Annotated in this window: 21 protein-coding genes and 1 pseudogene; 16 read left to right on the top strand and 6 right to left on the bottom strand. The window is 60.6% G+C overall.

The genetic code is table 11. The features are described 5' to 3' along the window. Nucleotides 1–19: 19 nt before the first annotated feature. Both pheA and ABRP84_RS09670 read left to right on the top strand, forming a co-directional pair. A complete protein-coding gene (gene pheA / locus ABRP84_RS09675) occupies nt 20–928 on the top strand; it encodes a prephenate dehydratase (RefSeq protein WP_239269316.1) in 909 nt (302 codons plus the stop codon). A gap of 9 nt (nt 929–937) precedes the next feature. Continuing rightward, entirely contained in the window at nt 938–1591 is a 654-nt protein-coding gene (locus ABRP84_RS09670) for a histidine phosphatase family protein (RefSeq protein WP_349853564.1), read from the top strand. Here the strand turns inward: ABRP84_RS09670 and ABRP84_RS09665 are convergent. From ABRP84_RS09665 to ABRP84_RS09655, 3 genes are read right to left on the bottom strand one after another with little or no spacing between them, the layout of a single operon-like run. After that, nucleotides 1588–1935, bottom strand: a complete 348-nt coding sequence (locus ABRP84_RS09665; protein WP_239269314.1) for a metallopeptidase family protein — start codon at nt 1933–1935, stop codon at nt 1588–1590. The two genes, ABRP84_RS09670 and ABRP84_RS09665, sit on opposite strands and share 4 nt — an antisense overlap. Further along, complete coding sequence (locus ABRP84_RS09660; RefSeq protein ID WP_349853563.1) at nt 1936–2985, bottom strand: septum formation family protein; 1050 nt, start codon at nt 2983–2985, stop codon at nt 1936–1938. A gap of 27 nt (nt 2986–3012) precedes the next feature. Then, a complete protein-coding gene (locus tag ABRP84_RS09655; RefSeq protein WP_349853561.1) occupies nt 3013–3762 on the bottom strand; it encodes a GntR family transcriptional regulator in 750 nt (249 codons plus the stop codon). A gap of 65 nt (nt 3763–3827) precedes the next feature. On the opposite strand from ABRP84_RS09655, the gene serS reads away from it, so the two are divergent. The 6 genes from serS (at nt 3828) to ABRP84_RS09625 (ending at nt 11948) form a co-directional block, all read left to right on the top strand. Continuing rightward, entirely contained in the window at nt 3828–5084 is a 1257-nt protein-coding gene (gene serS / locus ABRP84_RS09650) for a serine--tRNA ligase (protein WP_349853559.1), read from the top strand. A gap of 27 nt (nt 5085–5111) precedes the next feature. Next, complete coding sequence (locus ABRP84_RS09645) at nt 5112–6743, top strand: lysophospholipid acyltransferase family protein (RefSeq protein ID WP_349853558.1); 1632 nt, start codon at nt 5112–5114, stop codon at nt 6741–6743. Between the two features lie 300 nt (nt 6744–7043). Further along, the gene (locus ABRP84_RS09640) at nt 7044–8768 is read left to right on the top strand and encodes a glycerol-3-phosphate dehydrogenase/oxidase (RefSeq protein ID WP_349853557.1); all 1725 of its coding nucleotides are present in this window, start codon (nt 7044–7046) and stop codon (nt 8766–8768) included. Between the two features lie 12 nt (nt 8769–8780). Next, a complete protein-coding gene (locus ABRP84_RS09635; RefSeq protein ID WP_349853555.1) occupies nt 8781–9518 on the top strand; it encodes an MIP/aquaporin family protein in 738 nt (245 codons plus the stop codon). Between the two features lie 29 nt (nt 9519–9547). Beyond that, a complete protein-coding gene (gene glpK / locus ABRP84_RS09630) occupies nt 9548–11095 on the top strand; it encodes a glycerol kinase GlpK (protein ID WP_349853554.1) in 1548 nt (515 codons plus the stop codon). A gap of 22 nt (nt 11096–11117) precedes the next feature. Beyond that, nucleotides 11118–11948: an HAD family hydrolase gene (locus ABRP84_RS09625; protein WP_349853552.1), complete on the top strand. Its 831-nt coding sequence runs from the start codon at nt 11118–11120 to the stop codon at nt 11946–11948. Nucleotides 11949–11967: 19 nt separating this feature from the next. Here the strand turns inward: ABRP84_RS09625 and ABRP84_RS09620 are convergent, their stop codons facing one another. Beyond that, nucleotides 11968–13869 (bottom strand): N-acetylmuramoyl-L-alanine amidase, encoded by a 1902-nt coding sequence (locus ABRP84_RS09620; RefSeq protein ID WP_349853551.1) that lies wholly within the window; start codon nt 13867–13869, stop codon nt 11968–11970. 158 nt (nt 13870–14027) lie between these two features. Here ABRP84_RS09620 and glf point away from each other — a divergent pair, with 158 nt between their 5' ends. The 3 genes and pseudogenes from glf (at nt 14028) to ABRP84_RS09600 (ending at nt 16453) form a co-directional block, all read left to right on the top strand. Beyond that, on the top strand, nt 14028–15224 hold the full coding sequence (glf, locus tag ABRP84_RS09615; protein ID WP_349853550.1) for a UDP-galactopyranose mutase: 1197 nt from the start codon (nt 14028–14030) through the stop codon (nt 15222–15224). Nucleotides 15225–15286: 62 nt separating this feature from the next. After that, entirely contained in the window at nt 15287–15502 is a 216-nt protein-coding gene (locus ABRP84_RS09610) for a hypothetical protein (protein ID WP_023024323.1), read from the top strand. Nucleotides 15503–15525: 23 nt separating this feature from the next. After that, nucleotides 15526–16453: pseudogene (locus tag ABRP84_RS09600) on the top strand (alpha/beta hydrolase). 121 nt (nt 16454–16574) lie between these two features. Here ABRP84_RS09600 and ABRP84_RS09595 read toward each other — a convergent pair. Next, nucleotides 16575–17327 (bottom strand): aminotransferase class IV, encoded by a 753-nt coding sequence (locus ABRP84_RS09595; protein WP_349853548.1) that lies wholly within the window; start codon nt 17325–17327, stop codon nt 16575–16577. Beyond that, entirely contained in the window at nt 17324–19171 is a 1848-nt protein-coding gene (locus ABRP84_RS09590; protein WP_023024317.1) for a chorismate-binding protein, read from the bottom strand. The genes ABRP84_RS09595 and ABRP84_RS09590 overlap by 4 nt, the downstream gene beginning before the upstream one ends. Before the next feature lie 166 nt (nt 19172–19337). Between ABRP84_RS09590 and ABRP84_RS09585 the strand changes: the two genes are divergently transcribed. The 5 genes from ABRP84_RS09585 to ABRP84_RS09565 all read left to right on the top strand — a co-directional run bounded on the left by ABRP84_RS09585 (nt 19338) and on the right by ABRP84_RS09565 (nt 25256). Further along, nucleotides 19338–19925, top strand: coding sequence for a three-helix bundle dimerization domain-containing protein (locus ABRP84_RS09585; protein WP_349853546.1), 588 nt, complete (start codon nt 19338–19340; stop codon nt 19923–19925). A 143-nt stretch (nt 19926–20068) separates the two neighbouring features. After that, nucleotides 20069–22021, top strand: a complete 1953-nt coding sequence (locus ABRP84_RS09580) for a glycosyltransferase (protein WP_349853545.1) — start codon at nt 20069–20071, stop codon at nt 22019–22021. Beyond that, a complete protein-coding gene (locus tag ABRP84_RS09575; protein ID WP_023024310.1) occupies nt 22011–22526 on the top strand; it encodes a phosphatase PAP2 family protein in 516 nt (171 codons plus the stop codon). The genes ABRP84_RS09580 and ABRP84_RS09575 overlap by 11 nt, the downstream gene beginning before the upstream one ends. Further along, nucleotides 22519–23499: a decaprenyl-phosphate phosphoribosyltransferase gene (locus tag ABRP84_RS09570; protein WP_349853544.1), complete on the top strand. Its 981-nt coding sequence runs from the start codon at nt 22519–22521 to the stop codon at nt 23497–23499. The genes ABRP84_RS09575 and ABRP84_RS09570 overlap by 8 nt, the downstream gene beginning before the upstream one ends. Nucleotides 23500–23561: 62 nt before the next feature. Further along, a complete protein-coding gene (locus tag ABRP84_RS09565; RefSeq protein ID WP_349853542.1) occupies nt 23562–25256 on the top strand; it encodes an arabinofuranosyltransferase AftB family protein in 1695 nt (564 codons plus the stop codon). Nucleotides 25257–25264: the final 8 nt, after the last annotated feature.

Raw genomic sequence — 25264 nt, 5'->3', positions numbered from 1 at the left:
GTGGGCTAAGGTGACGGGCATGACTACAACCATCGCTTTCTTAGGCCCTGCCGGTACGTTCACGGAGGCCGCCGTGCACAAATTCGCCGCCGAGTGGGAAGCGCGCGGGGAGACCGTAGAGACCCTGCCGGTGGACTCGCCATCGGCGGCGGTGGCGGCCGTGCGCGCCGGGCAGGCCGATTATGCCTGCGTCGCCATCGAAAACTCCGTGGACGGGGCGGTGACGACGACCTTTGACGCGCTGGTAGAAGGCGATCCCGTACAGATCTACCGCGAGGTAGATATCCCCGTGACCTTCAGCATCATGACCCGGCCGGGAACGAAAGACATCACGCGCCTGAGCACGCACCCGGTGGCCTTCCAACAAATCCGCGGCTGGGTGGCGGAGAATGCGCCGGGCGTGGAATTCGTTCCGGCGAGCTCGAATGCGGCGGCGGCGCAGGCGGTAGCGCGCGGGGAGGTCGACGCTGCGGCGGCACCAGCGCGGGCGGCTGAAATCTTCGGCCTAGAAACCAAAGCGAGCGGCGTGGCCGACGTGCAGGGCGCGGCCACCCGCTTCGTCCTGGTGGGCCTGCCGGGTCGCCCGACCGCGCGCACCGGCCAGGATCGCACCAGCGTCATTCTCACCCTGCCCAACCAGCCGGGAACCCTGGTGGGGGCCTTACAAGACTTTGCCCACCGCGGGGTGGATCTTTCCCGGATTGAGTCGCGGCCGACGCGCCAAACCTTTGGCACCTACCGCTTCTATGTGGACTTGATTGGGCATATCGATGACCAGCCGGTTGCAGAGGCCCTGCGCGCGGTGTGGTTGCGGGCGGAGGAACTGCGCTTTTTGGGCTCCTGGCCCACCGCGACGCCAGCCGGCCACCCACCGCGGGACTTGGCGGAGGCGGATGCCTGGGTGGCGAGGGCGCGCAGGGGTCAATAATCTGGACGCATGACTGGAAGAATCATCCTGCTGCGCCATGGCCAAACCCATTCCAACGTCTCCCGGCTGCTAGATACCCGGCCGCCGGGCGCGGAGCTTACGGATCTGGGCCGCAACCAGGCCACGGAGGTGGGCCGGGAATTAGCGGGCTTCGTGGGCGAGCGCGAGGTCGAATTTAAGTGCTCGATTGCGCTGCGGGCGCAGCAGACCGCCACCTTGGCGGCGCGCGCCTTTGAGCAGGAGCGGAACCTGCCGCGCTTTTCCATTCCCATCGATGTCATCCCGAATGTGCAGGAGATTTTCGCCGGCGATTGGGAGCTCGATGCCAGCGAGGCCGCCCACCGCAGCCACGATACGGCCATGCGCGGCTGGTGCTACGGCGATAGCCAGGCCGCCATGGAAGGCGGCGAGCGGCTCCACGACGTGCTTTCGCGTTTCCAGCCCGCGCTGGAAGAGATTGCGGCGCAGCTTGCCGATGACCGCGATGTCATCCTCGTCAGCCACGGCGCCGCCATCCGGGTGGTGACCAAGCACGCCACCGGCGCGGATGCGGACTTTGCCTATACCGGTTATATGCCCAATTGCCGCTTTACCGTGATGGAACCGCGCGGCAAGAAATTTGGCGAGTGGACGCTTACCCGCTGGGCCGATATTGAGTTCTAACCCCAGCCCAGCTGGTGCAGTTCGTGTTCTTCCATGCCAAAGTAATGGCCTAGCTCGTGGAAGACCGTGACCTTGACCTGTTCGGCCAGGTCTTCTTCTGACGTGGCCCAGCGCTGCAGCGTGCTGCGATAGATGAAGATCGCATCGGGCAAATACCCGGTGTGGTCAAATGTGCGCCGAGGCAAAGCGACGCCCTCATAGAGTCCCAGCAAGGTGGGATTATCGGGGTTTTCCTCTTCCACCAGGATCACCAGGTTGCGCATCTTGCGCACGAATTCATCGGGCACCTGATCGAGGGCGTCATTGACCATCTCCTCGAAGCGCTCTTCCGAGACGGAATACATTTACGGCGCCGGCTTATCATCGCGAATCGGGTTGCGCTCAGGGCGCTCCTCCGGCGGGTTGCCATCGATGGAGAGCGCCTGGCGGCCACCGGTGGCGGTACCAGTGATGGAGGAGAAGCCGCCATCATCGTGGGCGTGGACGAGCGAGCAGTTCACGGACTTGGTGCCACCATTCCAGGACTCTTCCGATACGGTGCCCCAGAACGGTTGCAGCGTGGATTGGTAGAGCTGCTCTTCCCCGCCCAAGTAATCCTCAGCGGCGGCCGTGCAGGTATCCGAGAGGAATTTATCCATCTCCTTGCCGTCCGGGTACGCGTCGGGGAATTTCTTGCCCAAGTCGATGACGGATACCGTCTCCAGCTGGTGTGGCTGGCCGCAGTCCACGACGTGCGGTACCTGCTGATCATCGATGGCCAAGCACTCGCCCGGCTTAGCCAGATTGGCCTGCTCGGAGGCCTCGACGTTGCCGGTGGTCAATTGCGGCACGCCGTGATCATCGGTGGTCTGTAGGCCGCACAGCAGGGTGCGGTCACCGTTATCCCACGCGGATTCCGGCGGCAAAATGGAGGCAATATCGTATTTGCCGTGCGGATCCCACTTGCTGTGCAGGTAGCTCACTGTGGCGGATTCGCAGAGCTCATCGCGCAGCTGGTGCTGGCGGGTAAGCGCGGGCCGCGAGGCATCTGGGCCGAATTCGCTGGTGGGGTAGACGCTGAGATCCTCCACGGTAGAGACCTCAAAGCGGTGCTGCTCCGAGCATTCCACCTCTTTGAAGGAAGCGGCAGAGCCATCCTCGTTGATATCCCACGTCACGCAGGACCCAGCGGAAGCGGAGGTAAAAGGCTCCGTCTTCGGATCGGAGGATCCCGAGCCACCCGCACCGCCCTCAGCGGACTGCTCGGAAGAGGCCGTATTATCGGCCCCGTTGGAGCCGTGGTTGCTGACAATGCCGTAGATGCCCATGAAAACGGCCGCCGCGATTGCTGAGATCAAGGCAATCTGGACGGCCACAGCGGAACGCCACGCAGGTGATTTCTTCATAAGGCCCATTATCTTACCCCTTAAGCAGGGTCTTTTCTAGATTGAGGTATCCCGGGAAACGCGGGTATTCAGGTGGTACCTATCAGTGCGGTAGACCGAGGAACACCATTCCACGGGCTTATCCCCCGAGCGCGAGCAACGCACGATGTGCAGCAGTGGGGAACCCACGGGGACATCGAGAAGCGGCGCGATCTCCTCATTGGCGGCAATGGCGGAGACGGTCTGGTCCGCGTCCGTGATGGGGACGCCAAACGTCTTATCCAAAATGGAATACACCGAGTTATAGGTGTCATTTTCCAGCAGGCTCGGCGCAAAGGTGGAGTTGTACCAGCCGTCATCGATGGAATAAGGCTCGCCATCGCCCAAGCGCAGCCTGCGCAAATGAATCTGTTCCTCTGTGGCAGGGGTGCCAAAGAAGTGGGTGGCCGCCTCCGGTGCGTTAGCGCGGCCGCTATTCAGGATCTTGGAGGAAGCCACCACGTCCTGGGCACTCATTTCATCGGAAAAAGAGGCCAGGTGAAGGCGCGATACCAAGGGGTTGGGGGCAACGAAGGTGCCTTTACCTCGCACGCGGCGCAATTTACCGGCGGCAACGAGATCCCCGATGGCCCGGCGCACGGTAATGCGGGAGACGCCATAGGTTTCCTCTAGGAGCCTCTCACCGGGGAGGATATCACCGGGTTTGAGGGTGGTATTACATAATTCCTCCAGAATATCGTGCAATTGGGCGTGCTTGGGGGTGGGGCCATCGCTGATTTCGCGGGCCGGTAATTCTAGGGAGGACATGATTCCATAATAATTCGGTGGTTATTACCACGGCAAGGCAATGGCAGTGCGCTAGAATCAGTTCCGTGATTGATCTCAAGCTACTCCGTGAAAACCCAGACGTTGTCCGCGCCTCCCAGGTCACCCGTGGGGAAGACCCCTCTCTCGTGGATCAGCTCCTCGCAGCCGATGAGAAGCGTCGCTCTGCCATCCAGAAGGCAGACGAGGTGCGTTCCCAGCAGAAATCCCTGGGCAAGAAGATTGGTCAAGCCTCCCCGGAAGAGCGCCCGGCGTTGCTGGAAGGCGCAGATGAGCTCAAGGTCAAGGTAAAAGAGGCAGAAGAGGCTCGGTCGGCTGCTGAGGCCACGGTGGAAGAGCTGCAGTACAAGATCGATAACGTCGTCGAAGGTGCACCCGCCGGCGGCGAGGACGACTTTGTCCTCGTTGAAGAAGTAGGCGAGATCCCGCACTTCGATTTCGAGCCCAAGGACCACCTTGAACTCGGCGAGTCCCTGGGGCTCATTGACGTCAAGCGCGGTGCGAAGGTCGGTGGCGCCCGCTTCTACTACCTCACCGGCGATGGCGCCTTTTTGCAGCTCGGCATGCTGATGTTGGCGGCGCAGAAGGCACGGGAAGCCGGCTTCCAGCTGATGATTCCGCCGGTTCTGGTGCGCCCAGAGATCATGGCCGGCACGGGCTTTTTGGGCCAGCACTCCGATGAGATCTACTATCTGCCAGCCGATGATCGCTACCTCGTGGGCACCTCCGAGGTTGCCCTGGCTGGTTACCACAAGGATGAGATCATCGATCTGTCCAATGGTCCTCTGCAGTACGCCGGCTGGTCCTCCTGCTTCCGCCGTGAGGCCGGTTCCCACGGTAAGGACACCCGCGGCATCCTGCGCGTGCACCAATTCGACAAGCTAGAAATGTTTGTCTACTGCAAGCCGGAAGACGCCGAGGACATGCACCAAAAGCTCCTCGATATGGAAAAGGAAATGCTGGCTGCGATGGAATTGCCGTACCGCACCATCGATATCGCCGGCGGTGACTTGGGCTCTTCGGCGGCCCGCAAATTCGATAACGAGGCGTGGGTGCCAACCCAAGGCACCTACCGCGAGCTGACCTCCACCTCCAATTGCACCACCTTCCAGGCCCGCCGTCTGTCCACCCGTTACCGCGATGAGAACGGAAAGACGCAGGTAGCCGCCACCTTGAACGGCACGTTGGCCACCACCCGTTGGATCGTGGCGATTTTGGAAAACCACCAACAAGCCGATGGCTCCGTCGTTGTTCCAGAGGCCTTGCGCCCATTCGTGGGCAAGGATGTTCTCACGCCGCAGTAGCCTGCGGAGCAAAGCTAAAGGAGCACCATGAACGCTGCGACGAATTTCTTGTACCGCCAGATCACCCACATTGGGCGCGGCCTCACCTTGGCCCAAGGCCTGCAGATGCGCCTGTCGGGGGAAGAGAATATTCCCGATGACGGCGGTGCCGTCCTGGTGTGCAATCACACCGGGTACATGGATTTTCTCTTCGGTGCGTTCATTGCCTATCGCAAAAAGCGTTTGGTGCGCTTTCTGGCCAAGGCCAGCATCTTTAGTGCCCCGGGCGTGGGTGCCCTGCTGCGCGCCATGGGGCACGTGCCGGTAGATCGCATCGATGGCAAAGAGTCCTTGCGCAAGGCGGTGGAGCTTGCCGAAGCCGGCGAGCTCGTCGGCGTCTTTTCTGAAGGCACGATTTCCCGCAGCTTTGAAATCCGCAGCATGAAAACCGGCGCATCCCGCATCGCTTTTGAAGCCGGCGTGCCGGTTGTCCCGCAGGTGATGTTCGGTTCGCAGCGCCTGTGGACGAAGGGCCACAAGAAGAACTTGGGACACACCAAGACTCCGGTCTTTATTACCGCGCTCGAGCCGTATTACCCCACCGGGGATCCAGAAGCCGATACCGCAGAAATCCGCCGCCGCATGCAGGAGGGCTTAGAAGGGCTTTGGGAGGATTATGAGGCGGAGTTCGGCCCGATGCCCGCCGGCGAATATTGGGTTCCCGCGCGCAAGGGCGGTTCCGCCCCGACGCTGGAAGAAGCCGAAGCGCGCGACGCGGAGGTGGAAACGGAGCGGCACCGGGTGCGTCGTTTGCGAGATGACCTGGTAGGGCTCAAAGAGCGCGTTTCCGTTTCCACCGTTGAACTCGTGCGCAACCACATGGCCTCTGCCAAAGGTAAGGAAGGCCAGGAAGCGCACGAAGGCGATGAGGTGCAAGAAAAGAAGCACATCGCGGCCGATACCTTGGAGTGGGTTAAGACCAACCTCAATGCCGTGGTGGAGGAGGCGACCCGTGGCTTGGATGAAGGCCGGGATAAGGTCGCCGATGTCATGGCGCAATTGAAGTCCGATGTGGCGCAGGCCCAGGCCTCTATTGCCGCAAGCAGTAAGGAGATCTGGGAAGGATCCGTGGTAGAGCAGGGACTGCTCGCCGCGGCGACCCAATCGCGTCTGATCGTTTCCCGCCTGCCGCACCGGCTCAAGGCCCAGTTTTCTGATATCCCGCGCGTAGTGGTGGCGCACCAAAGCACGATGAACTGGGAAGACGACGCCCTGACCCCGCGGTTGAAAGCGGCGCTAGAAAACATCTATCCCGCAGCTGAAGTGCTCATCGTGGTTTCGTGCGATGCGGATATCGATGTCCCGCAGGCGGTGTGGCGTATCCAGCTTGATGAGCAGGCCGAAAAGCCGCTCGTGGACAAGGAAGCGATGAAGGTCACCTCCGCCACGGCGGCCGCCGGTGTGGACTGTATCCTGGATGCTTTGGAAGCCAAGCCGAGCGAGGCATTGGTCTTTGGTAATGAGCCGGGGGATGAAGACTTTTTGAATCACATCCCGGTCGTTGCCCTAGAGACCGCGCCCATCGAGGTGGTCAAGGACGCGCAGGCTGTCACGTATTCTGCCGAGCGCGCAGGTATGTCCGAGGTTTTGGAAGCGATGGCCCGGCTACAAAAAGATTAGCCGGGCGCAAACGTTGGCGTTACCACCCCCGCGAGGGGGTGGTTTTCCTTTTGGGTGTCTAAGCAAAGGGCGGAAATTGACTGCTTACGGGGCCGGAAGTTACGTGTGAGAAACCTCTAGTGAATGTTTAACCGGTGACCTCTAGCATAGGAGATAGGAGATATTGGCTCTATTTTTCAGAGTGCAATAGTCGCCATCATGAATCATCCAAAACCTGCTTTTAGCTGTGCTTACGCCATCTCATTCATTGTTTGTCGGAGCAAGCACACATGAGCACCAAGGAAGGAGATGCGGTCTCTAATGACCCAGCAAAGCAACCAATCCTTTAACCCCGAATATTTTGAAAATGTGTGGAATGGCTACGCGGATGAAGACTATGACGTCGTCATCATCGGTGGTGGCTCCGTAGGTGCCGGCGCGGCACTAGATGCAGCAACCCGCGGTTTGAAGACTGCAGTGCTGGAGTCCCGCGACTTCGCCGCAGGTACCTCTTCCCGCTCTTCCAAGATGTTCCATGGTGGCCTGCGCTACCTTGCAATGTTTGACTTCCGCCTCGTGGCAGAGTCCCTGAAGGAGCGCGAGCTCAACATGTCCACGTTGGCTCCCCACCTAGTCAAGCCGCTGAAGTTCATCTTCCCGCTCACCCACCACGTATGGGAGCGCGTCATGATGTTCGGCGGCTTTACCCTGTATGACCTCATGGGTGGTGCAAAGAGCGTGCCGATGCAAAAGCACCTCACCCGCAAGGGCGCCCTCAAGGTCACCCCGGGCCTGAAGGAAGACGCCATCGTCGGCGGCGTGCGTTACTATGACACCTTGGTGGACGATGCCCGCCACACCATGACCGTGCTGCGCAGCGCCGCTGAGTACGGCGCCGATGTGCGCACCAATACCGAGGTCATCGGCTTTGACAAGGATCGCGGCGGCCGCGTAGTTGGCGCCAAGGTCCGCGATACCGCCACCGGCCGCGAGGCCACCGTACGCGGTAAGGTCTTCATCAACGCCACCGGTGTCTGGAACGACAAGATCCAGGAGCTGGCCGGCGTGGAAGGCAAGTTCACCGTTCACGCTTCCAAGGGTGTGCACATCGTTGTGCCTAAGGATGCGCTGGATGCAGAAGCAGCACTGTGCTTCGTGACCGAAAAGTCCGTCCTCTTCGTCATTCCATGGGGCGATTACTGGATCATCGGTACCACCGATACCGATTGGGAAAAGGGACTGTCCCTTCCGGATCCCGCCCCCACCAAGGCGGATATTGACTACATCCTGGATCAGGTCAACCAGCGCGTGCGCCGCCAGATTACCCGCGATGACATCGTCGGTGTCTACTCCGGTCTGCGCCCGCTGCTGTCCGGTAAGTCTGACTCCACCACCAACCTGTCCCGCAACCACGCCGTGGCTCGCGTAGCCCCAGGCATGGTGTCCGTTGCCGGCGGTAAGTACACCACCTACCGCGTCATCGGTAAGGATGCAGTTGACCTGGCCGTGGAAGAACTCGGCGGCAAGGTGCCGGAGTCCATTACCGAGCACACCCCGATCCTGGGTGCTGCCGGCTACCACGCACTGGCCAACCAGATTCCTACCTTGGCCCGCCGCTACAACCTGAGCGAGGACTTCATCGAGCACCTGCTTGGCCGCTACGGATCGCTTTTGGGCGAGGTTCTGGCTCCTGCGCAGGATGATGAGTCCTTGCTCGAGCCCGTTCCTGGCGCAGAGTCCTACCTCTGGGCTGAAGTGCGCTACGCCGTCACCCATGAGGGCGCGCTGCACTTGGACGATATCTTGACCCGTCGCCTCCGCGTTGCCATCGAGTTCGGTGACCGTGGCGTCAACGCAGCTCCTGCTGTTGCGGACTTCGTTGCTCCGCTGCTGGATTGGAGCGAAGAAGACAAGCAGCTCGAGGTGGATACCTTCACCAAGCACACCGAGGCCGAGCTGGCTGCCGAGGCAGCAGTAACCGACCGCGAAGCTAACGACATTCTGGTCCGCGCTGGCTCCGCTCGTCCGACCGAGACTCAAGGATAAGGGGAGGCGCTAATGGCTGGATCTGACGCATTTTTGTGGGAGTTTATCGGCACCACGTTGCTGATGCTTCTTGGTAACGGCGTGTGTGCGCTGGTAAACCTCCGCACTTCGGGTGCCCGTGGCTCCGACTGGATTGTCATCGCCTTGGGTTGGGGCATGGGCGTCTTCGTCGGCGCCAGCGTCGCTGACCCAACCGGCGGTCACTTGAACCCTGCGGTAACGCTTATGCTCGCGCTCAATGGTTCGCTCGAATGGAACTTGGTTCCGTTCTACGTGCTGGGCCAAATCCTGGGTGCTATGCTCGGTGCTTTCCTGGCATGGGCCGCATTCAAGCAGCTCTTCGATGCGAATAACTACGACGAAGAGGGCAATGTCACCGGTGCCAATTCTGAAACAGCGGGGATCTTCTTCACTGCCCCCGCTCACCCACACAATGGCTGGAATACGGTAACCGAGTTCATTGCCACCTCCGTATTGTTGATGTTCATCGCCTTCGGCCCTGCCGGCGGCGAGCTGGGACCACTGAGCTACTTCGGTGTGGCGTTCGTTGTTGTCGCCGTCGGTCTGTCCCTGGGTACGCCTACGGGATACGCCATCAACCCGGTCCGTGACTTGGGTCCACGCTTGATGTACGCCTTCGTCCTGCCCATTAAGGACAAGGGCAGCGCTAATTGGGGCTATGCTTGGGTGCCGATTGTTGGCCCGCTGCTTTCAGCCGTCGCCGTTGGTCTACTGTCCATTGCGCTTTAATCCAACCCTAAACAGGAGAAATTAGACACATGAGTGATAAGAAATACGTCGCAGCTATTGACCAGGGAACCACCTCAACCCGCTGCATCATCTTCGACCACGATGGCGATCAGGTATCCGTGGGCCAGCTCGAGCACGAGCAGATCTTCCCAGAAAAGGGTTGGGTAGAACACGACCCGCAGGAGATCTGGAGCAACACCCGCCGTGCTGTGGGGGAGGCTTTGGCCAATGGCGATATAACAGTAGAAGATATCGACTCCGTCGGTATCACCAACCAGCGCGAAACCACCGTTGTGTGGGATAAGGACACTGGCGAGCCCGTTTACAACGCCATCGTCTGGCAGGACACCCGCACCTCCGCTATCTGTAAGGAACTGGCTGGTGAAGAGGGCCCGGATAAGTGGCGCCGCCGCACCGGCCTGCTGATCAATTCCTACCCCGCCGGCCCGAAGGTTAAGTGGATCCTCGACAATGTCGATGGCGTCCGCGAGCGCGCTGAAAAGGGCGAATTGCTCTTCGGCACCATTGACTCCTGGCTGCTGTGGAACCTGACCGGCGGTGCCGAGGGAGACGGCGATATGGAAGCGCTGCACGCAACGGACGTGACGAACGCTTCGCGTACGCTCCTCATGGACATCGAAAAGCTGGAGTGGGACGAAGAACTGTGCAAGGAAATGGGCATCCCGATGTCCATGCTGCCGGAGATTCGCCCGTCCCTGGGTGATTTCCGTACCGTTCGGGAGCGCGGTTCCCTCGCCGGCGTACCTATTCGCGCCATCCTGGGGGACCAACAGTCCGCTATGTTCGGTCAAGGCTGCTTCCGTGCTGGTTCCGCGAAGAACACCTACGGCACTGGCCTCTTCCTGCTGCTGAACACCGGTACCACCCCGAAGTTCTCCGATAACGGTCTGCTGACCACCGTCTGCTTCCAGCGCGAGGGCGAGCGCCCCGTATACGCACTGGAAGGCTCCGTATCCATGGGTGGCTCCTTGGTGCAGTGGCTGCGCGATAACCTGCAGCTCATTCCTAATTCCTCTGCCATTGAGAACCTGGCTCGGGAGACCAAGGACAATGGTGGCGTTTACATTGTTCCGGCGTTCTCCGGCCTCTTCGCCCCGCACTGGCGTCCTGATGCCCGCGGCGTCATCGTGGGCCTGACCCGCTTTGCCAACCGTGGACACCTGGCCCGCGCCGTCCTCGAGGCAACCGCCTACCAGACCCGCGACGTGGCAGATGCCATGGTGGCGGACTCCGGCGTGGAGATCACCGAGCTGCGCGTGGATGGCGGCATGACCACCAACGAGCTGCTCATGCAATTCCAGTCTGACATCCTGGGCGTGGAGGTACACCGCCCGAAGAACATTGAGACCACCGCAACCGGCGCCGCTGTTGCTGCCGGCTTGGACAATGGCTTCTGGGAAGACCTCAGCATCTTGGATACCCAGCGCGGTGACCTCACCGTATTCAAGCCCAAGATGGAACAAGAAGAGGTGGATTACCTCTACGGTGAATGGAAGCGCGCTATCAAGCGTTCCTTGAACTGGGAAGACTCCGATGAGGATGAGTTGGACTTCTAAGTCCTGAAGTAAACTCGCGGGTATGGATACTTTCCCTACTCGGGCCCCTCGGCTCATCGCGAGCGATATTGACGGCACCCTGCTGGACCGCAATCATCGCGTCCCGCGTCGTAACCGCGACGCAGTGGCGCGGGCGGTGCAGCAGGGTGCTTATTTTGCTTTGTCCACCGGCAGGCCTTTTCGCTGGATACAGCCGGTGCTGGAGCAGCTCACGGTGCGCCCGGTATGCGTGACCTCAAATGGGGCGGTGCTCTATGATTCCGCGGAAGACCGCGTGCTATCCGCGCGGGAGCTTTATCCAGACGCGCTAGAAGAGGTGGTGGCGGTAGCGCTGCGCGTCCTTGGCACGGTTGGCTTTGGTGCAGAGCGGGCGGGTGGCTCGCTTGCCGATGCCCCCGAGGAGCTCTTCGTCGTCGACCCGCACTACTCCGAAAATGCCCTCTTTGAAGGCTTCGGCGTCGTCAGCGTGGGCGAGCTGGTGGCGCAGCCAGTGGTCAAGCTGCTTATCCGGAATACGGATTATTCCGCGCCAGAACTCTATGACTTGATTGCGCCCCATATTGATCCGGAGCTGGCGCATATCACCTACTCCATGCAGGAGGGCGTGCTCGAGGTCGCGGCCCCCAACGTCACCAAGCGCCGCGGCGTGGAGTGGTTGGCTAACCAGCATGGGATAGCGCAGGAAGAGACCATTGCCTTTGGCGATATGCCCAACGATATTGAGATACTCACGTGGGCCGGCTGTGGGGTGGCAATGGAAAACGCCCTCCCGGCGGTGAAGGCGGCCGCTGATGCGGTCACCGTGGCCAACCACCAGGCGGGCGTGGCAAAGGTTTTGGAGCGCTGGTTCTAACTCCCGCTCCACGGGGAGGCTAGTCGGTGTAGATGTCTACCTTTTCGGTATCCATGTTGTAGACAATCTCGCCGCCTTGGAACTGGACGCGGATTTCCTTGCCGTCTTTCATCTCGTTTGTGGTGGGCAGTCCGAGCTTGGAAGCGTTATCGCCTTCTGCCCACTTCTTGGCAATCTCTCCGGTCAGGGCCTTTGCCCCAGAGTCCTCGGAGGAGAGGACTACACCGTTTTTGAAGAGCTGGTACATGATCTTGCCGGAATCGGTGGTGTCAGGTCCGCCAACGGCGAGACCCAAGACGGGGCCAAAGGCGTTCAGGACGGAGGTCCAGGATTCCTTGAGGCCTTCGTTATTAGAAAGCTGCACAACCTTGTTGACGATCTTCGGAATCTCGCCGACGGTAAGCTCACCCGCAACCTTCTTATCGGCATCCGGCTGCGCTACGCGGTCATTGGCAACCAAGACGCCGAACACGGTGGCGGCGATGCCAGCCAAGGCCTGGATGGTCGATACTGGGACATCGACACCAGCGATGGAAGAGGTGGTATCTCCCGAGGTGGAATGATCGCCGCCACTCGATGGCGACTTCTTATCCCAGTTCATTGCTGCGGAGTTACCGCCAGCCTTAACAGCGTCGTACTTCTTTTTGGTGTTCTTGCGGATCTCGTCCCAGTGCTGCACGGTGTAGCGACCCGGGCACTGGGTGTAGTGGAAATCATTGTGACCGCTGAAGGCAGGCACGGTTGCCTGCGCACCGGCTGGAAAGCGGGAGCCGCCAAAGCCGCCAGAGGTCAGGGTAGCGGTGCCCGTGGGATCGATGCCGGAAATTGCTGCCTTCCACCCGGCAATTTCTGCCACCGAGTTCAGCATCTTCTGTGATGGCTCCTCAATTTCGTAGTTGCCAATCATGGAAATACCCCAGTTATGGGAGTTGAAGCCACCAACGTGTGCGCCCTGGACGGCCTTGTCCAGCCCGCCGTAGCGGCCCTCGTAGATGGTACCGAACTTATCCACGAGCACGTTGTATCCAATATCGCACCAGCCCAGATTCTGGGCGTGGTACTCGTAGGCAGCGCGAACCTGTGCGGCAGCCTGTGCCGGGGTGTAGTTATTGGAGCCCGCGGTGTGGTGCAGCGTCATCGCCTTGATGCCGTCATCGTAGGTGGGCTGTTGGCAGCGCTTGGATTCATCGGCGCCCCACCCAGAGCGGGACACTACCTTGGGCATGCCATCGGTGGCAGCAGTAGGTTCGATGGCTTGGCCTTCTTGGGCATTGCCGTCCATAAAGACGGCATCCAGGTCCGACACGGTGGTGCGGTCGGTGTTGTTTTCATCAGCTACAGGGGCGATATCGCCGACGTTAGAAGGCTGGGAGGCGGCGCGGTTGGCATCCGCAGCGCCGGCTGCTTTATCGGGCAACTCAGCATCGTCATCCAGGTTGGAACCGGTTACTAGGTCTACATTGGCCATGGAGACCTGCACATCGTTGGTATCGCCCACGTAAATAAGCTCGGTACCGTTCTTGCCATCACCGTAGTTCATGGCATCCATATCGAACCACTCGCTCCAGGAGCCGTCCTCCTGCTTGGAGCGGACGAAGGAGTGCACGTCGCGCTTGCCCTCCCAGGTCACGGCGAACATGTTGAACGCCTCGTCGCGGTGGAAGTGCTTGACGGCACGTGGGCCCTCGCCATCGCCTTGCGCTGCTACGGCGGGATCATCAACGACGACGGAGTCGGCGTCACTGAAGCTTTCTGAGGCGTTTTTCACCTCGATGGGGCCGCCGGACCCAGAGTCCTGGGTTTTGAGGACCTGTTGGCCGCCGAATGCGGCCGCCATGACGAGGGCAATGGAGGAAACCGTCGCGATGACGGGTGTGGTCCACGTTGACCTCGTGGGGACTAGTCGACGTCGTTGCTTCACTCTATTCTCCCTGGGTTGAGTTAGGTGCCGATGTAGCTGTAAAAACGGTTGCCAAAAGTTAACAGTTGATAGTGATGCTACGAGTGTGACAACTGTGAATCTTGTTGCGACACGCCGATGACCCGTGTTCCCCTCTGGAGTGCAATAAAGTGGAAGCCATGACTTCTTATGACCTCATCGTTGTTGGTTCCGGATTCTTTGGCCTGACCGTTGCGGAAAGGGCCGCTAGCCAGCTGGGAAAGAAGGTGCTCATCGTCGAGCGTCGCGAGCACCTGGGCGGCAATGCCTATTCCGAGGCGGAACCCACCACCGGAATTGAAGTGCACAAATACGGCGCGCACCTCTTCCACACCTCCAATAAGCGCGTGTGGGAGTACTGCAACCAGTTCACCGATTTCACCGACTACCAGCACCGCGTGTTTGCCATGCACGATGGCACCGCCTACCAATTCCCCATGGGGCTGGGGCTAATCAACCAATTCTTCGGCCGCTACTACTCCCCGGATGAGGCCCGCCAGCTCATTAAGGATCAGGCCGGCGAATTCTCCCCGGAAGAGGCGCAAAACTTGGAGGAGAAGGCCATCGCGCTTATCGGACGCCCGCTCTATGAGGCGTTCATCCGCGATTACACCGCAAAGCAGTGGCAGACCGATCCGAAGGAGCTGCCGGCTGCGAATATCACCCGCCTGCCGGTGCGCTATACCTTCAATAACCGCTACTTCAACGATACCTATGAGGGCCTGCCGGTCGACGGCTACGCGGCATGGCTAGAAAACATGGCTGACCACGACAATATTGAGGTCCGCCTGGATACCGATTGGTTCGAGGTGCGCGAAGAGCTGCGCGCCGAGTCCCCAGATGCGCCCGTGGTCTATACCGGCCCACTGGATCGCTACTTTGACTTTGCTGAGGGCGAGCTCGGCTGGCGCACCTTGGACTTCGACCTCGAGGTCCTCGATACTGGCGACTTCCAGGGCACCCCGGTGATGAACTACAACGATGCCGACGTGGACTTCACCCGCATCCACGAGTTCCGCCACTTCCACCCAGAGCGCAAGGACCGTTACCCCTCCGATAAGACGGTCATCATGAAAGAGTACTCGCGCTTTGCCGATAAGGGCGATGAGCCGTATTACCCCATCAATACCCCGGAAGACCGTTCCAAGCTGGAGGCGTACCGCAAACTAGCCGCCCAAGAAGCCAAGCAGAACAAGGTGTTATTCGGCGGCCGCTTGGGCACCTATCAGTACTTGGATATGCACATGGCCATTGGCGCCGCGCTGTCCCTATTCGATAACAAGCTCGTGCCCTTCTGGAACGAGGGCAAGGCCATCGAGCAAGAGCGCGGGCACTAAGAGCTGCTAATCTGCCCTGGGCACGCTATGCTTAGTCACCTCACAGGTTAGGAGGTGACGGCATGGCTCAACGCAAGAAATACACCAAGCCCGGGCACGCGGACCGCAGCATGTGGAAGATGTCCCCGGAGCGGCTCCAGGAGCATTTGAAACTGCGCAGCCGCGCAACGCGCATTCCCGATAAGAAAAAGCAGCAAGCAAAGAAGGCCTGCCGGAACACCCGGCGGGCCTTTCCGCTATTCAACCCAGCTATTATGAGTGCTCGCATCGCTCATTAGGTGCAGTACTGGAAAGTATCTTTATGGTGTTTATTCAGCCCGAAGCCCAAAAATTCCTCGACCTGAACAGGAACTCCCCACAGCTGGACACGCGTACCCCAGAAGAAAACCGTGCCGCCCAGCTGAAGACGGCAGCGGCTTGGGGCAAGAAAACCCCGATGGCTTCCGTATATGAGACTTCGGTGCGCGGTGTCACGGTGCGGGTTTATGCACCGGAGGGGCTCACGCTTTCCGATGCCCCACCAGCAGAGCCCGCCTTCATCTTCTTCCACGGCGGCGGCTGGGTGCTGGGGATTTAGAAACCACGGATACAACCGTGCGTGATATTGCCGCAGAATCGGGAATCATCTGTATCAGCGTGCACTATCGCCGTGCACCGGAACACCCCTTCCCAGCACCATTAGATGATTGCCGGGCGGTAGTAGACGGGGTGCTACAAGGAGAATTGGGAGTTGGTGTCGATCCAGCGCGCGTTGCCGTGGGCGGCGACAGCGCGGGCGGCAATATCGCAGCGGTGATCGCACAAGAATTGCGCGATCAGCTGGCGCATCAGGTGCTCATTTATCCCGTCATGGATTTATCCACCTTTGACACGCAATCCCATTCGGATTTTAGCGACGGCTACTACCTCACCCGGCGGCGCCTTAACTATTTTTACGATTCTTATGCTGGCGCTGCAGACCGCACGGATATACGTATGTCTCCCGGCAGGAATGGCGATCTGGCGGGGCTGCCCCAGCGACTGTGATCACCGGTGAACTCGATCCGTTGGTCTCTGAAGTAAGTGACTACGTTGAGCGGATGCTCAATGCGGGAAATGTAGTAAGCTCTATCGAATTTAAGGGCCAGGTCCATCCGTTCGTCCAGATGGGCGGGATTATTTCGGATGCATTGATCGCGCGCACCATTATTGGCAGCGAATTGAAACGTGCGTTGCGAGGCCAAAGCTAAAAGGCCGCGATCTGCCGGAGCTAAAGGAAAGCGCGGCGTGAACGCCCAACGCTCAACACAACACCAACACAACACTCAACGCTCAACACAACACTGCACATGTTGAGTGTTGTGTTGAGTGTTATGTGTAGTGTTCACCCATGGTTTCGGGGTTAAAACCCTGCCACCACCAGTTTTGCCAGATTGCGGCCTCCGGGTGCGGCGGTGGAGTGATGGTGTCGTGTGGTGTGTGTATGGAGCTGACGGGGCTAATGCCGTGCAGCGAGTTGATAAACCACAGGGGACGTTCCGCAGCGAGTGCTGGGGTCAACGGGCGCTGCGCGGTGGAAATCCCCGATTCTTTGCAGCGGTGCAGGACCTGGCGCAGGGTCACGCTGGGCAGGCGCACGCCGGTGGGAAGCAGGAGCGTGTCGCCGTCCCAGGCGATGAGCGCGCCGGTGGTGGTTTCAGCGATGGCGCCGTGGGCATCGACAATCGCGGTGTCATCGGTGCCGCTTTCCTGATACTGGCTGCGGTAAGCAGCCAGGGCGGGCAGGTCCGGGCCTTTAACTAGAGGCTGTACGCGGGGATCGGGGGCCTGTGTATAGGTAAGGCGCGTGTGGGCGCGCGGGGCCGGGGCAGGCCGGATATCGAGGTAAAGCTCGTCGGCTATGAGGGCGATGCGGGGGAAAAGCTCGCCATCTGAGAGCAGCTCCAGCATGGCGGGGACGAAGCCGACGGGCAAGGTCCCGGCGGCGGATTCGAAGCGCTCCAGGTGCAGGTGGAGACCGTGCGTGCGGCCTTGCGAATGCCGCCAAGAATCGGCCACGGCGCAGGGGATAGCCGGTGGGGTGCAGGGGATGAAGGCGCCGTCGCGCCAGATATAGGAGCTCATGACCACGCCCCGAGGACCGATTGGGCCTTGAGGTTTCTTTCGGCCAGCTCGGCTGCGGGATCGGAATCGAGGACGATGGCCCCGCCGGCGCCGACGGTGACCTCGGAACCCGCGCGCACCGCGGTGCGGATGACCACGCTGAAATCAGCCTCGCCGGAATACCCGAGGTAGCCCACGATGCCGGAATAGACGCCGCGGGGTCCTGCCTCGAGGGCATCGATAATCTCGCAGGTGCGCAGCTTCGGCGCGCCGGTCATAGAACCGGGCGGGAAGGCGGCGCGGATGGCGTCGAGCGCGGTGGCGCCGGGGCGCAATTGGCCGGTGATCGTGGAGACGAGCTGGTGCACGGTGGCATAGCTTTCCACGTTCATCAACCCCGGAACGCGCACGGTGCCGGGCTCGCACACGCGGGATAAATCGTTGCGCAAAAGGTCCACGATCATGAGGTTCTCGGCGCGGGTTTTGGGGTCATCGCGAAGCAGCGCGGGGTCCTGGTGGGCTGGAATGGTGCCCTTGATGGGCTTGGCCTCGACGCGGTTATCGCGCACGCTAAGGAAACGCTCGGGCGAGGCGCTGCAGATTTCCACGCCGTCGAAGACCAGATGCGCCGCGTACGGTGCCGGGTTGTGCCGGCGCAGCGCAGCATAAATATCGCCGGTGGCCTGCGCGGTATAGGTATCGGTCAGGCATACCTCGTAGCTTTCCCCAGCGTGCAAGAGCTCTTGGGCGCGCTGGATTCGGTCAAGGTAGTCGGTGGCGCGCCAGGCGCCCGCGCTTGCCGATGCCCCCTCGTTTCCCACCTGCCCGCCCTCCAGGGCTGCCTCCAACCGGTCGAGAAGGCCCTGCGCGCCGTCGCCATCCAGGCAGCATAGGTGCGCCATTTGCCGGTGGTGGTCGTAGATAAGGAAGGACTGCGGCCGGATGAAGTAGGCATCGGGATACGGCGAGCGGTGGCGCAGCTGGATGGGCAGGGTAAGCTGCGCGCATTCGTAGCCGAGGAAACCTACCACCCCGCCGGTAAACGGCAAATCCGGCGCGTCAAAGACCTGCGTGGATAGCTCGCGCTCGAGGGCGGTGAGGATATCGGGGGCTTCGCCAAGCCGGTAGCGAAAGGATTGGCTAAGCGGACCGGTGGCATCGCCAAGAATGCTATAGCGCCCGCGCGCGTCGGCGGAGTCGAGGAAGAAGGCGTCGGTGCCGTCTGCCTGCAGCGCCGCGAAGACCCGTGGGCAGTCAATCGCGCCGGGGACCTCGCGGTGGAGGAGGCGAAAACCGCCGAGGAAGTTGCGCAGCAGGGTCGCGCCGTGCCGGGTGAGTACCGATTCGGGGTGGAATTGCACGCCCCAATGCGGCAGGCCATCGACCTTGAGGGCTTGGACGGTGCCATCTTCGCTGCGGGCGTGCACGGTGATGCCCGGGGCAGGCTCAATGTGCAGCGAGTGGTAGCGCACCGCCTGAAAGTTCTGCGGGATGGAGGCGAAAATCCCCTCGCCGGAGTGGCTAATGGTGGACACGAAGCCGTGGCGCGGTTCGGGCGCGCGGCGTATGCGGGCGCCGGCGAGCATCGCCAGCCCCTGGTGGCCAAGGCAGACGCCGAGCAGGGGGATTCGCGCTGCGGCGGCCGCCTCGATAACGCGCCGGGACATGCCGAAGTCGTTGTTTTCCTCCGGGGTTCCGGGGCCAGGGGAGATAACCACGTGGCTGAATTCGCCGGCGCGCACGCGATCTGGGATGTCGGCGGCCTCGCCCGCGGGAACGACGAGGGGCTCGGTTCCGGAGACCTCAGCGATGAGGTGCGCAAGGTTAAACGTGTACGAGTCGTAATTATCAATGAGCAGGATCATCAAAGGAAGAGTCTATAGCCCAGTGCGCCCCACGCGTAACTTGCTCCACGGGAGGTCTAACTATTGGGTGATGACCAACTAATTGACGTATGTCACACTACGTTGTAAAGTTAACTTTAAGTTAACAACAAGCAAACGGGGAAAGAATTCAGGAAAGGGGATAACAATGAACCAGTTTGAAACCCTCCGTCATGACCTGCACACCAAGTACGGTCACGGATATACCCGTGCTGAAATCGATACGAAGTTGGACGAGGTCATCGCCAAGCACACCGCCAACGCCGAGCTCGTGGAATTCATCCCCGTGCTGGTAGAGCGCGAGGTGCGCGAGTTCTTCGGCGCCCACCGCATCCACGTTCGCTTCGCCGCGGGCAATAACCACGCCCTGGCCAAGGCCGCAGCGGACCTCACTAAGAAGCACGCGGGGGAGGCGCTTTACGTCGATACCGCCGCCGCGCACCCGGAAAATGACGGCAATGACCACCTGGCCCACGTCATGAGCGAGCGCGGCATGGGCCAAGCTCCTAAGAAGTACCTCGAAGAGGTGCGCACCGTGGCCATGCCGGACTACATCGTTTACCTGGGACGCGAGGTCGAGCGCGATGAGGCCGGCAAGGACATCAAAATCTGGGACATCGCCCCGGCTGAGACCGTTGAGCAGGCCCGCGAGCTTGCCGATGACCTAGAAGCCCGCGTCTACTACATGCTGAACAAGCTGGGCATCGACCCGGTAACCGAGCGCGTGAATGCATAAGGGGAGGCACCATAAGCCCTGGGCCGAGGAGGAATTCCTCGGCCCTTCTTTTATTGTCCGCGTGTAAACCCGAGCAGGCGCGCGAAAGCAACTACGCTAGGTCGCTGACTACTGTTTGAATCGTTTGGAGAATCGAAGCAATCGTGACTGCCAACAACACCTCGGCCTATGAGCCCCTGCAGCGAATCTTGCTGCCCAAGCGCGGCGAACCCTTTGATGTACGCATGCTCTACCTCATCGAGGCGGAGCAAAACCGCGAGCGCTTGAGCTGGACAAACCGCACCGCCGTGACCATCCCGGCCGGCGAGGAAGCCTCCTTTGAAACCTACTTCAACGCCTTCCCAGCCTCCTACTGGCGCCGCTGGTCGCAATTGCGCTCGGTGGTTTTAAGCCTGGAGATCGAGGGTCAGGCCAACGTTTCTTTGTACCGTTCCAAGCAGGATGGCCAGCGCATCTCCGTGGCCAACCACCTCGTGGGCACCGGCCACCACGAGTTTGAGCTGCCGCTGAAAAACTTCGAGGACGGCGGCTGGCTGTGGTTCGATATCACCGCGGAAAAGGAAACCACGGTGTCGGATGCAGCCTGGTGCTCCCCGCAGGCCCCAGCGGCGCAAACGCTTCCCGATGGCACCGAGCTCGCCCCTTCCGAAAAGCGCGTCGCCGTCGGTATTCCCACCTTTAACCGCCCCACGGATGCCGTCGCTGCCCTGCAGGCCCTGGCAGAAGATCCCGTGGTGGATGAGATCATTGACTTCGTCCTCATGCCGGACCAAGGCAACCAGCACCCGGCCGATGAGCCCGGATACGACGAGGCGGTAGCGCACTTTGGCGATCGCTTCCGCGAATTCCGCCAGGGCAACCTCGGCGGTTCCGGCGGCTATTCCCGCATTATGTACGAGGCGCTGGAGAATACGGATTCGCCCTTCATCTTGTATATGGACGATGACATTGCCATCGAACCGGACTCCGTGCTGCGCGCGGTGCAAGCCGCACGCTATGCGGAAAAGCCGATCATCGTTGGCGGGCAGATGCTCAACCTGCAGGAACGCTCCCAGCTGCGCACCACCGGTGAGCAGGTCAACCGCTCCGATTTCATGTGGGGCGCCGCGCCGTATGCCGTGTATGACCACGACTTTGCCAAGTACCCGCTGCGCGCCATTGGCACGCCAGAAACCCATGTGGATCCAAAGAAGTACGATTCTCGCGCGCTGCACCGCCGCGTGGACGTGGAATATAACGGCTGGTGGATGTGCCTTTTCCCGCGCGTGGTGGCAGAGACCAACGGTCAGCCACTGCCGCTGTTTATCAAGTGGGACGATACCGAGTACTCCCTGCGCGCCGCCCGCAATGGCTTCCCCACGGTGACCTGGCCGGGCGCGGCCATCTGGCACATGGCTTGGGCGGATAAGGACGATGCCATTGACTGGCAGGCCTATTTCCACCTGCGCAACCGCTTGATCGTGGCCTCGCTGTACCACGATGGCGCAGTATCCGGCATTACCAAGTCCATCTTTAAGTCCACGCTCAAGCACACCATGTGCATGGAATACTCCACCATGGCCATCCAAATTGAGGCCATGAAGGACTTCCTGGCGGGGCCGGACCACCTCTTCGATATCTTGGATACCTCGCTGCCGCGCATCGCGGAGATCCGCAAGAACTACTCGGATGCGGTCATCATCGAATCCGCAGACCAGCTGCCGGCGCCGACCGGCGCGCCGGGCGTTCCCACCCGCAATGTGGGCGGGCGCTTGGCCAAGGTCAAGAAGCTGCCGTGGGCAGCAAAGGGGCTTAAGCACCTGCTGAGTAAGGAGGATCCCGCGCATCACGCGGCGCCGCAGCTGAACCTCACCCCGGACGAGGCGCGCTGGTTTACCCTTTCCCGCGTTGACTCCGCCACCGTTTCCACGGCCGGCGGCACGGGCGTGGCCTTCCGCAAGCGCGACCGCGATTTGGCCAAGGAGCTTATCGTTGAAACCCGCAGCCTGCTGAAAGAAATTGAAGAGAACTTCGATGATCTGCGGGCACAATACCGCGCCGCGTTGCCAGAACTGACCGCGCGGTCTTCCTGGAAGAAGGTTTTTGATGCCCAATAAGCTTTCCATCGCAGAATCCCACGTCTTGGAGTCCATCCAGAACGCCGCCTTTGACGTGCCGGGAGTGCTGCCCGCCGCCCGCGGTTTAAGTCACTTGGGCGAGCACGCCCTGGGCTGGATGGGTGGCGCGGCACTTGGGGCCAGTTTGGACAAGCAACGCCGGGAGGAGTGGATTCGGATCGGTGCCGCGGCGTTTACCGCGCATGCGGCAAGCGTGGTGCTCAAGCGCATCGTCCGGCGCAAGCGGCCCGATTATTCCTACGTGCGCGTTGGGGTCAAGACCCCCTCGCGCCTATCCTTCCCGTCCTCGCATGCCACCTCCACCACCGCCTTCTTGGTGGGCCTTTCCCGCCTGACGGGTTCCAAGGCACCGCTTGTGGGAGTGCCGGTGATGATGGCATCGCGTATGGTGCTCGGGGTGCACTATCCAACCGATACCGTTGCGGGCGCAGCCATTGGCGCTGCTACCGCGCGGGCAATGACGAAGGGAAAGACGCATGAGTGAGGACGGCAACCAGCACTTTCTCCATTCGGAGCCGCATACGTCCGGCGTCGATACCGGACGCAAGCGCAAGCCGCCGAAGAATTTGGCCGATGGCATGGTCAAGGCCCTGCGCCCGAAGCAATGGGTAAAAAACATTCTCGTGCTGGCCGCGCCCGCTGCGGCCGGTGCGGACTCGCTCTTTCACGGGCGCGTGCTTGTCGATGTCCTCCTAGCCTTCATCGTCTTCTGCCTCGGCGCTTCTTCCATCTACCTGATTAATGACGCCAAGGATTGGCGCGAGGACCAGGAGCACCCGACCAAGCGCTTCCGCCCGATTGCCTCGGGCGTGCTGCCCATCAAGGTGGCCTATGTCATGGCCGTGGTGCTCGTTGTCCTGTCCATCGGGCTGTCTTTCTTAGCCACTGCGGGACTAGAGCTAGCCATCGTCATGGCGGTTTATATCGCCCTGCAGCTGGGCTATTGCTTTGGCTGGAAGCATATTCCGGTCATCGATATTGCGCTTGTGTCCTCCGGATTCATGCTGCGCACCATGGCCGGCGGCGTGGCCGCCGATATTGAGCTTTCGCAGTGGTTCTTGCTGGTTGCTGCCTTTGGCTCGCTGTTTATGGCCTCCGGTAAGCGCTATGCCGAAATCCTACTGGTGGAAAAGACCGGTGCGAAGATTCGCAAATCCTTGCAGGGCTATACGCCGACCTACTTGCGCTTTGTCTGGACGCTAGCGGCCACCGCCGTGGTGGTCTTCTACTCCCTGTGGGGCTTTGAACTGGCTAATGCCGCAATCTCTGGTGGCGTGTGGTACCAGATTTCCATGGTGCCGTTTACCATCGCCATCCTGCGCTATGCCGCCGATGTGGACCGCGGCCAAGGTGGTGCGCCGGAAGAAATCGCGTTGGGGGACCGCACCCTGCAGATCCTCGCCATCGCTTGGCTGGCCTGCATCGCCATGGCCGTCTACATCATGCCATTGGTCTAAGCAGCGGTGGCATAGACGTGTTGAACTAGAAGATCTTGAGGGACCTGTTATACTCACCCCACGTGGTTAACACCGGTAACAAGAGAATCGTACGTTGGAGCGTACCCGCCTCGGTTCTTATTATCGGTGTTTTTTCTTTGTGGGGTGGCTTTGCCCGCCGCTGGATCGCCGATGATGGACTCATCGTTCTGCGCACCGTCCGCAACTTAGAGGCCGGCAACGGGCCTGTGTTCAATGTGGGCGAGCGCGTCGAGGCCAATACCTCCACGGTCTGGCAATACCTCATCTTTGTGGCGCGGTGGGTAAGCGGTGCTGAGCTCGAAACGATCGCCATCTACCTCGGGCTTATCCTGGCGGTCGCGGCGATGGTGGTGGGCACGTGGGCATCGGCAAGCATGCACAAGGGAATTGTTCTTCCCGCTGGTGCCTTGGTGTATCTGGCCCTGCCACCGGCACGGGACTTTTTTACCTCCGGCTTGGAATGGAGCCTGTGTCTTTTCTACTTGGCCGTCTTGTGGTGGATGCTGATTTCATGGGCGCGACCGCGACAAGAATTGCCGCCCGAGCCTCTCGTGTATGGGTTGGCATTCTGGGCGGGGCTGTCCTGGCTCATTCGCCCTGAGCTCGCCCTGTATGGCGGCTTGGTTGGCGTTGTACTCATAGTGAGCACGCGTTCGTGGAAGGTTATCGCTGCCGCCTTGCCCCTGCCCCTGGGGTATCAAGTCTTCCGCATGGGCTACTACGGCCTGCTTACGCCTCATACCGCCGTTGCGAAATCCGCGGCCGGTTCCGCGTGGGGCAAAGGGTTTGCGTATCTGGGTGACTTTATGGTGCCCTACGCGCTGTACCTCCCACTCATCGTGCTGGCAGTGGCGGCGCTATGGAAAGCCGATTTTCGCCCGCCGGCGCTGCGCTCGCTGCAGACTGTGGTTTATATCTTCTTGGGCGCTGCGCTTTTGCATGCCTTGTATGTTGTGCACGTGGGCGGCGATTTTATGCATGGACGCATGTTGCTGCTTCCGCTTTTTGCCGCGCTCCTGCCCATCTTCGTAGTTAATTTACGAACCTGGTGGGCTGCCGTATTCTCTGCGGTGTGGGCTCTCGTTATTGTCGTGCATGGCCACCCGGTAGACCGCGCTGCGTACGCGGGGAAGCTTACTGTTGTGGATGAGCGGGACTATTGGACCGATATCACCAACCGGCAGGAACCACCTCGCCGGGCCGAGGATTTCCTGGGGATGGATTTGATGAATGACTACGAAAAAGCGGTGCAGGACTTGGCAGCCGGCGATGCCATGACCTTCCGCTATATCAAGGAAGGGGGCCAGCTATCGTGGACGACGGTGCCCGCGGATCCGGAACGCTCCGATCCTCCCACTGTGTATTTTCTTAGCCTCGGTCTTACTTCTATGAATGCCCCGCTTGAGGTGCGCGTGCTCGATGAAATTGGGCTCAGTAATCCCCTAGCAGCGCGCCAGCCCCGCATCGAGGGCGGGCGCATTGGCCATGATAAGAGCCTTGGTGTGGCGTGGCAGATTGCCGATTCTGCAGTGGATATTGACTCCCTATTGCTGGGGCAGGATAAAGATTCCGCGTGGCAAGCACGCACTGCGCTTAATGATGCCAATTTCCAGAAACTCTTTGCCACCTATAGGCAACCGCTAACCTGGGGCCGATTCTTAGAAAATATTAAATTTTCCCTGACAGAGGGAAGGACCCTAACCTTTTCCTCCGATCCGGGGGATTACCTGCAATGATGGTTGAT

Origin of the sequence: Corynebacterium sp. KPL2861 (assembly GCF_040225475.1) — a bacterium.
Lineage (GTDB): Bacteria > Actinomycetota > Actinomycetes > Mycobacteriales > Mycobacteriaceae > Corynebacterium.
The sequence above is the reverse complement of the archived record's forward strand: the minus strand, read 5'-3'. Positions and strand labels throughout refer to the sequence as shown.

Coding starts and splice junctions, on each gene's coding strand:
- pheA (WP_239269316.1), top strand. CDS start 20: ATGACTACAACCATCGCTTTCTTAGGCCCTGCCGGTACGTTCACGGAG.
- ABRP84_RS09670 (WP_349853564.1), top strand. CDS start 938: ATGACTGGAAGAATCATCCTGCTGCGCCATGGCCAAACCCATTCCAAC.
- ABRP84_RS09665 (WP_239269314.1), bottom strand. CDS start 1,935: ATGTATTCCGTCTCGGAAGAGCGCTTCGAGGAGATGGTCAATGACGCC.
- ABRP84_RS09660 (WP_349853563.1), bottom strand. CDS start 2,985: ATGGGCCTTATGAAGAAATCACCTGCGTGGCGTTCCGCTGTGGCCGTC.
- ABRP84_RS09655 (WP_349853561.1), bottom strand. CDS start 3,762: ATGTCCTCCCTAGAATTACCGGCCCGCGAAATCAGCGATGGCCCCACC.
- ABRP84_RS09645 (WP_349853558.1), top strand. CDS start 5,112: ATGAACGCTGCGACGAATTTCTTGTACCGCCAGATCACCCACATTGGG.
- ABRP84_RS09640 (WP_349853557.1), top strand. CDS start 7,044: ATGACCCAGCAAAGCAACCAATCCTTTAACCCCGAATATTTTGAAAAT.
- ABRP84_RS09635 (WP_349853555.1), top strand. CDS start 8,781: ATGGCTGGATCTGACGCATTTTTGTGGGAGTTTATCGGCACCACGTTG.
- glpK (WP_349853554.1), top strand. CDS start 9,548: ATGAGTGATAAGAAATACGTCGCAGCTATTGACCAGGGAACCACCTCA.
- ABRP84_RS09625 (WP_349853552.1), top strand. CDS start 11,118: ATGGATACTTTCCCTACTCGGGCCCCTCGGCTCATCGCGAGCGATATT.
- glf (WP_349853550.1), top strand. CDS start 14,028: ATGACTTCTTATGACCTCATCGTTGTTGGTTCCGGATTCTTTGGCCTG.
- ABRP84_RS09610 (WP_023024323.1), top strand. CDS start 15,287: ATGGCTCAACGCAAGAAATACACCAAGCCCGGGCACGCGGACCGCAGC.
- ABRP84_RS09595 (WP_349853548.1), bottom strand. CDS start 17,327: ATGAGCTCCTATATCTGGCGCGACGGCGCCTTCATCCCCTGCACCCCA.
- ABRP84_RS09590 (WP_023024317.1), bottom strand. CDS start 19,171: ATGATCCTGCTCATTGATAATTACGACTCGTACACGTTTAACCTTGCG.
- ABRP84_RS09585 (WP_349853546.1), top strand. CDS start 19,338: ATGAACCAGTTTGAAACCCTCCGTCATGACCTGCACACCAAGTACGGT.
- ABRP84_RS09575 (WP_023024310.1), top strand. CDS start 22,011: ATGCCCAATAAGCTTTCCATCGCAGAATCCCACGTCTTGGAGTCCATC.
- ABRP84_RS09570 (WP_349853544.1), top strand. CDS start 22,519: ATGAGTGAGGACGGCAACCAGCACTTTCTCCATTCGGAGCCGCATACG.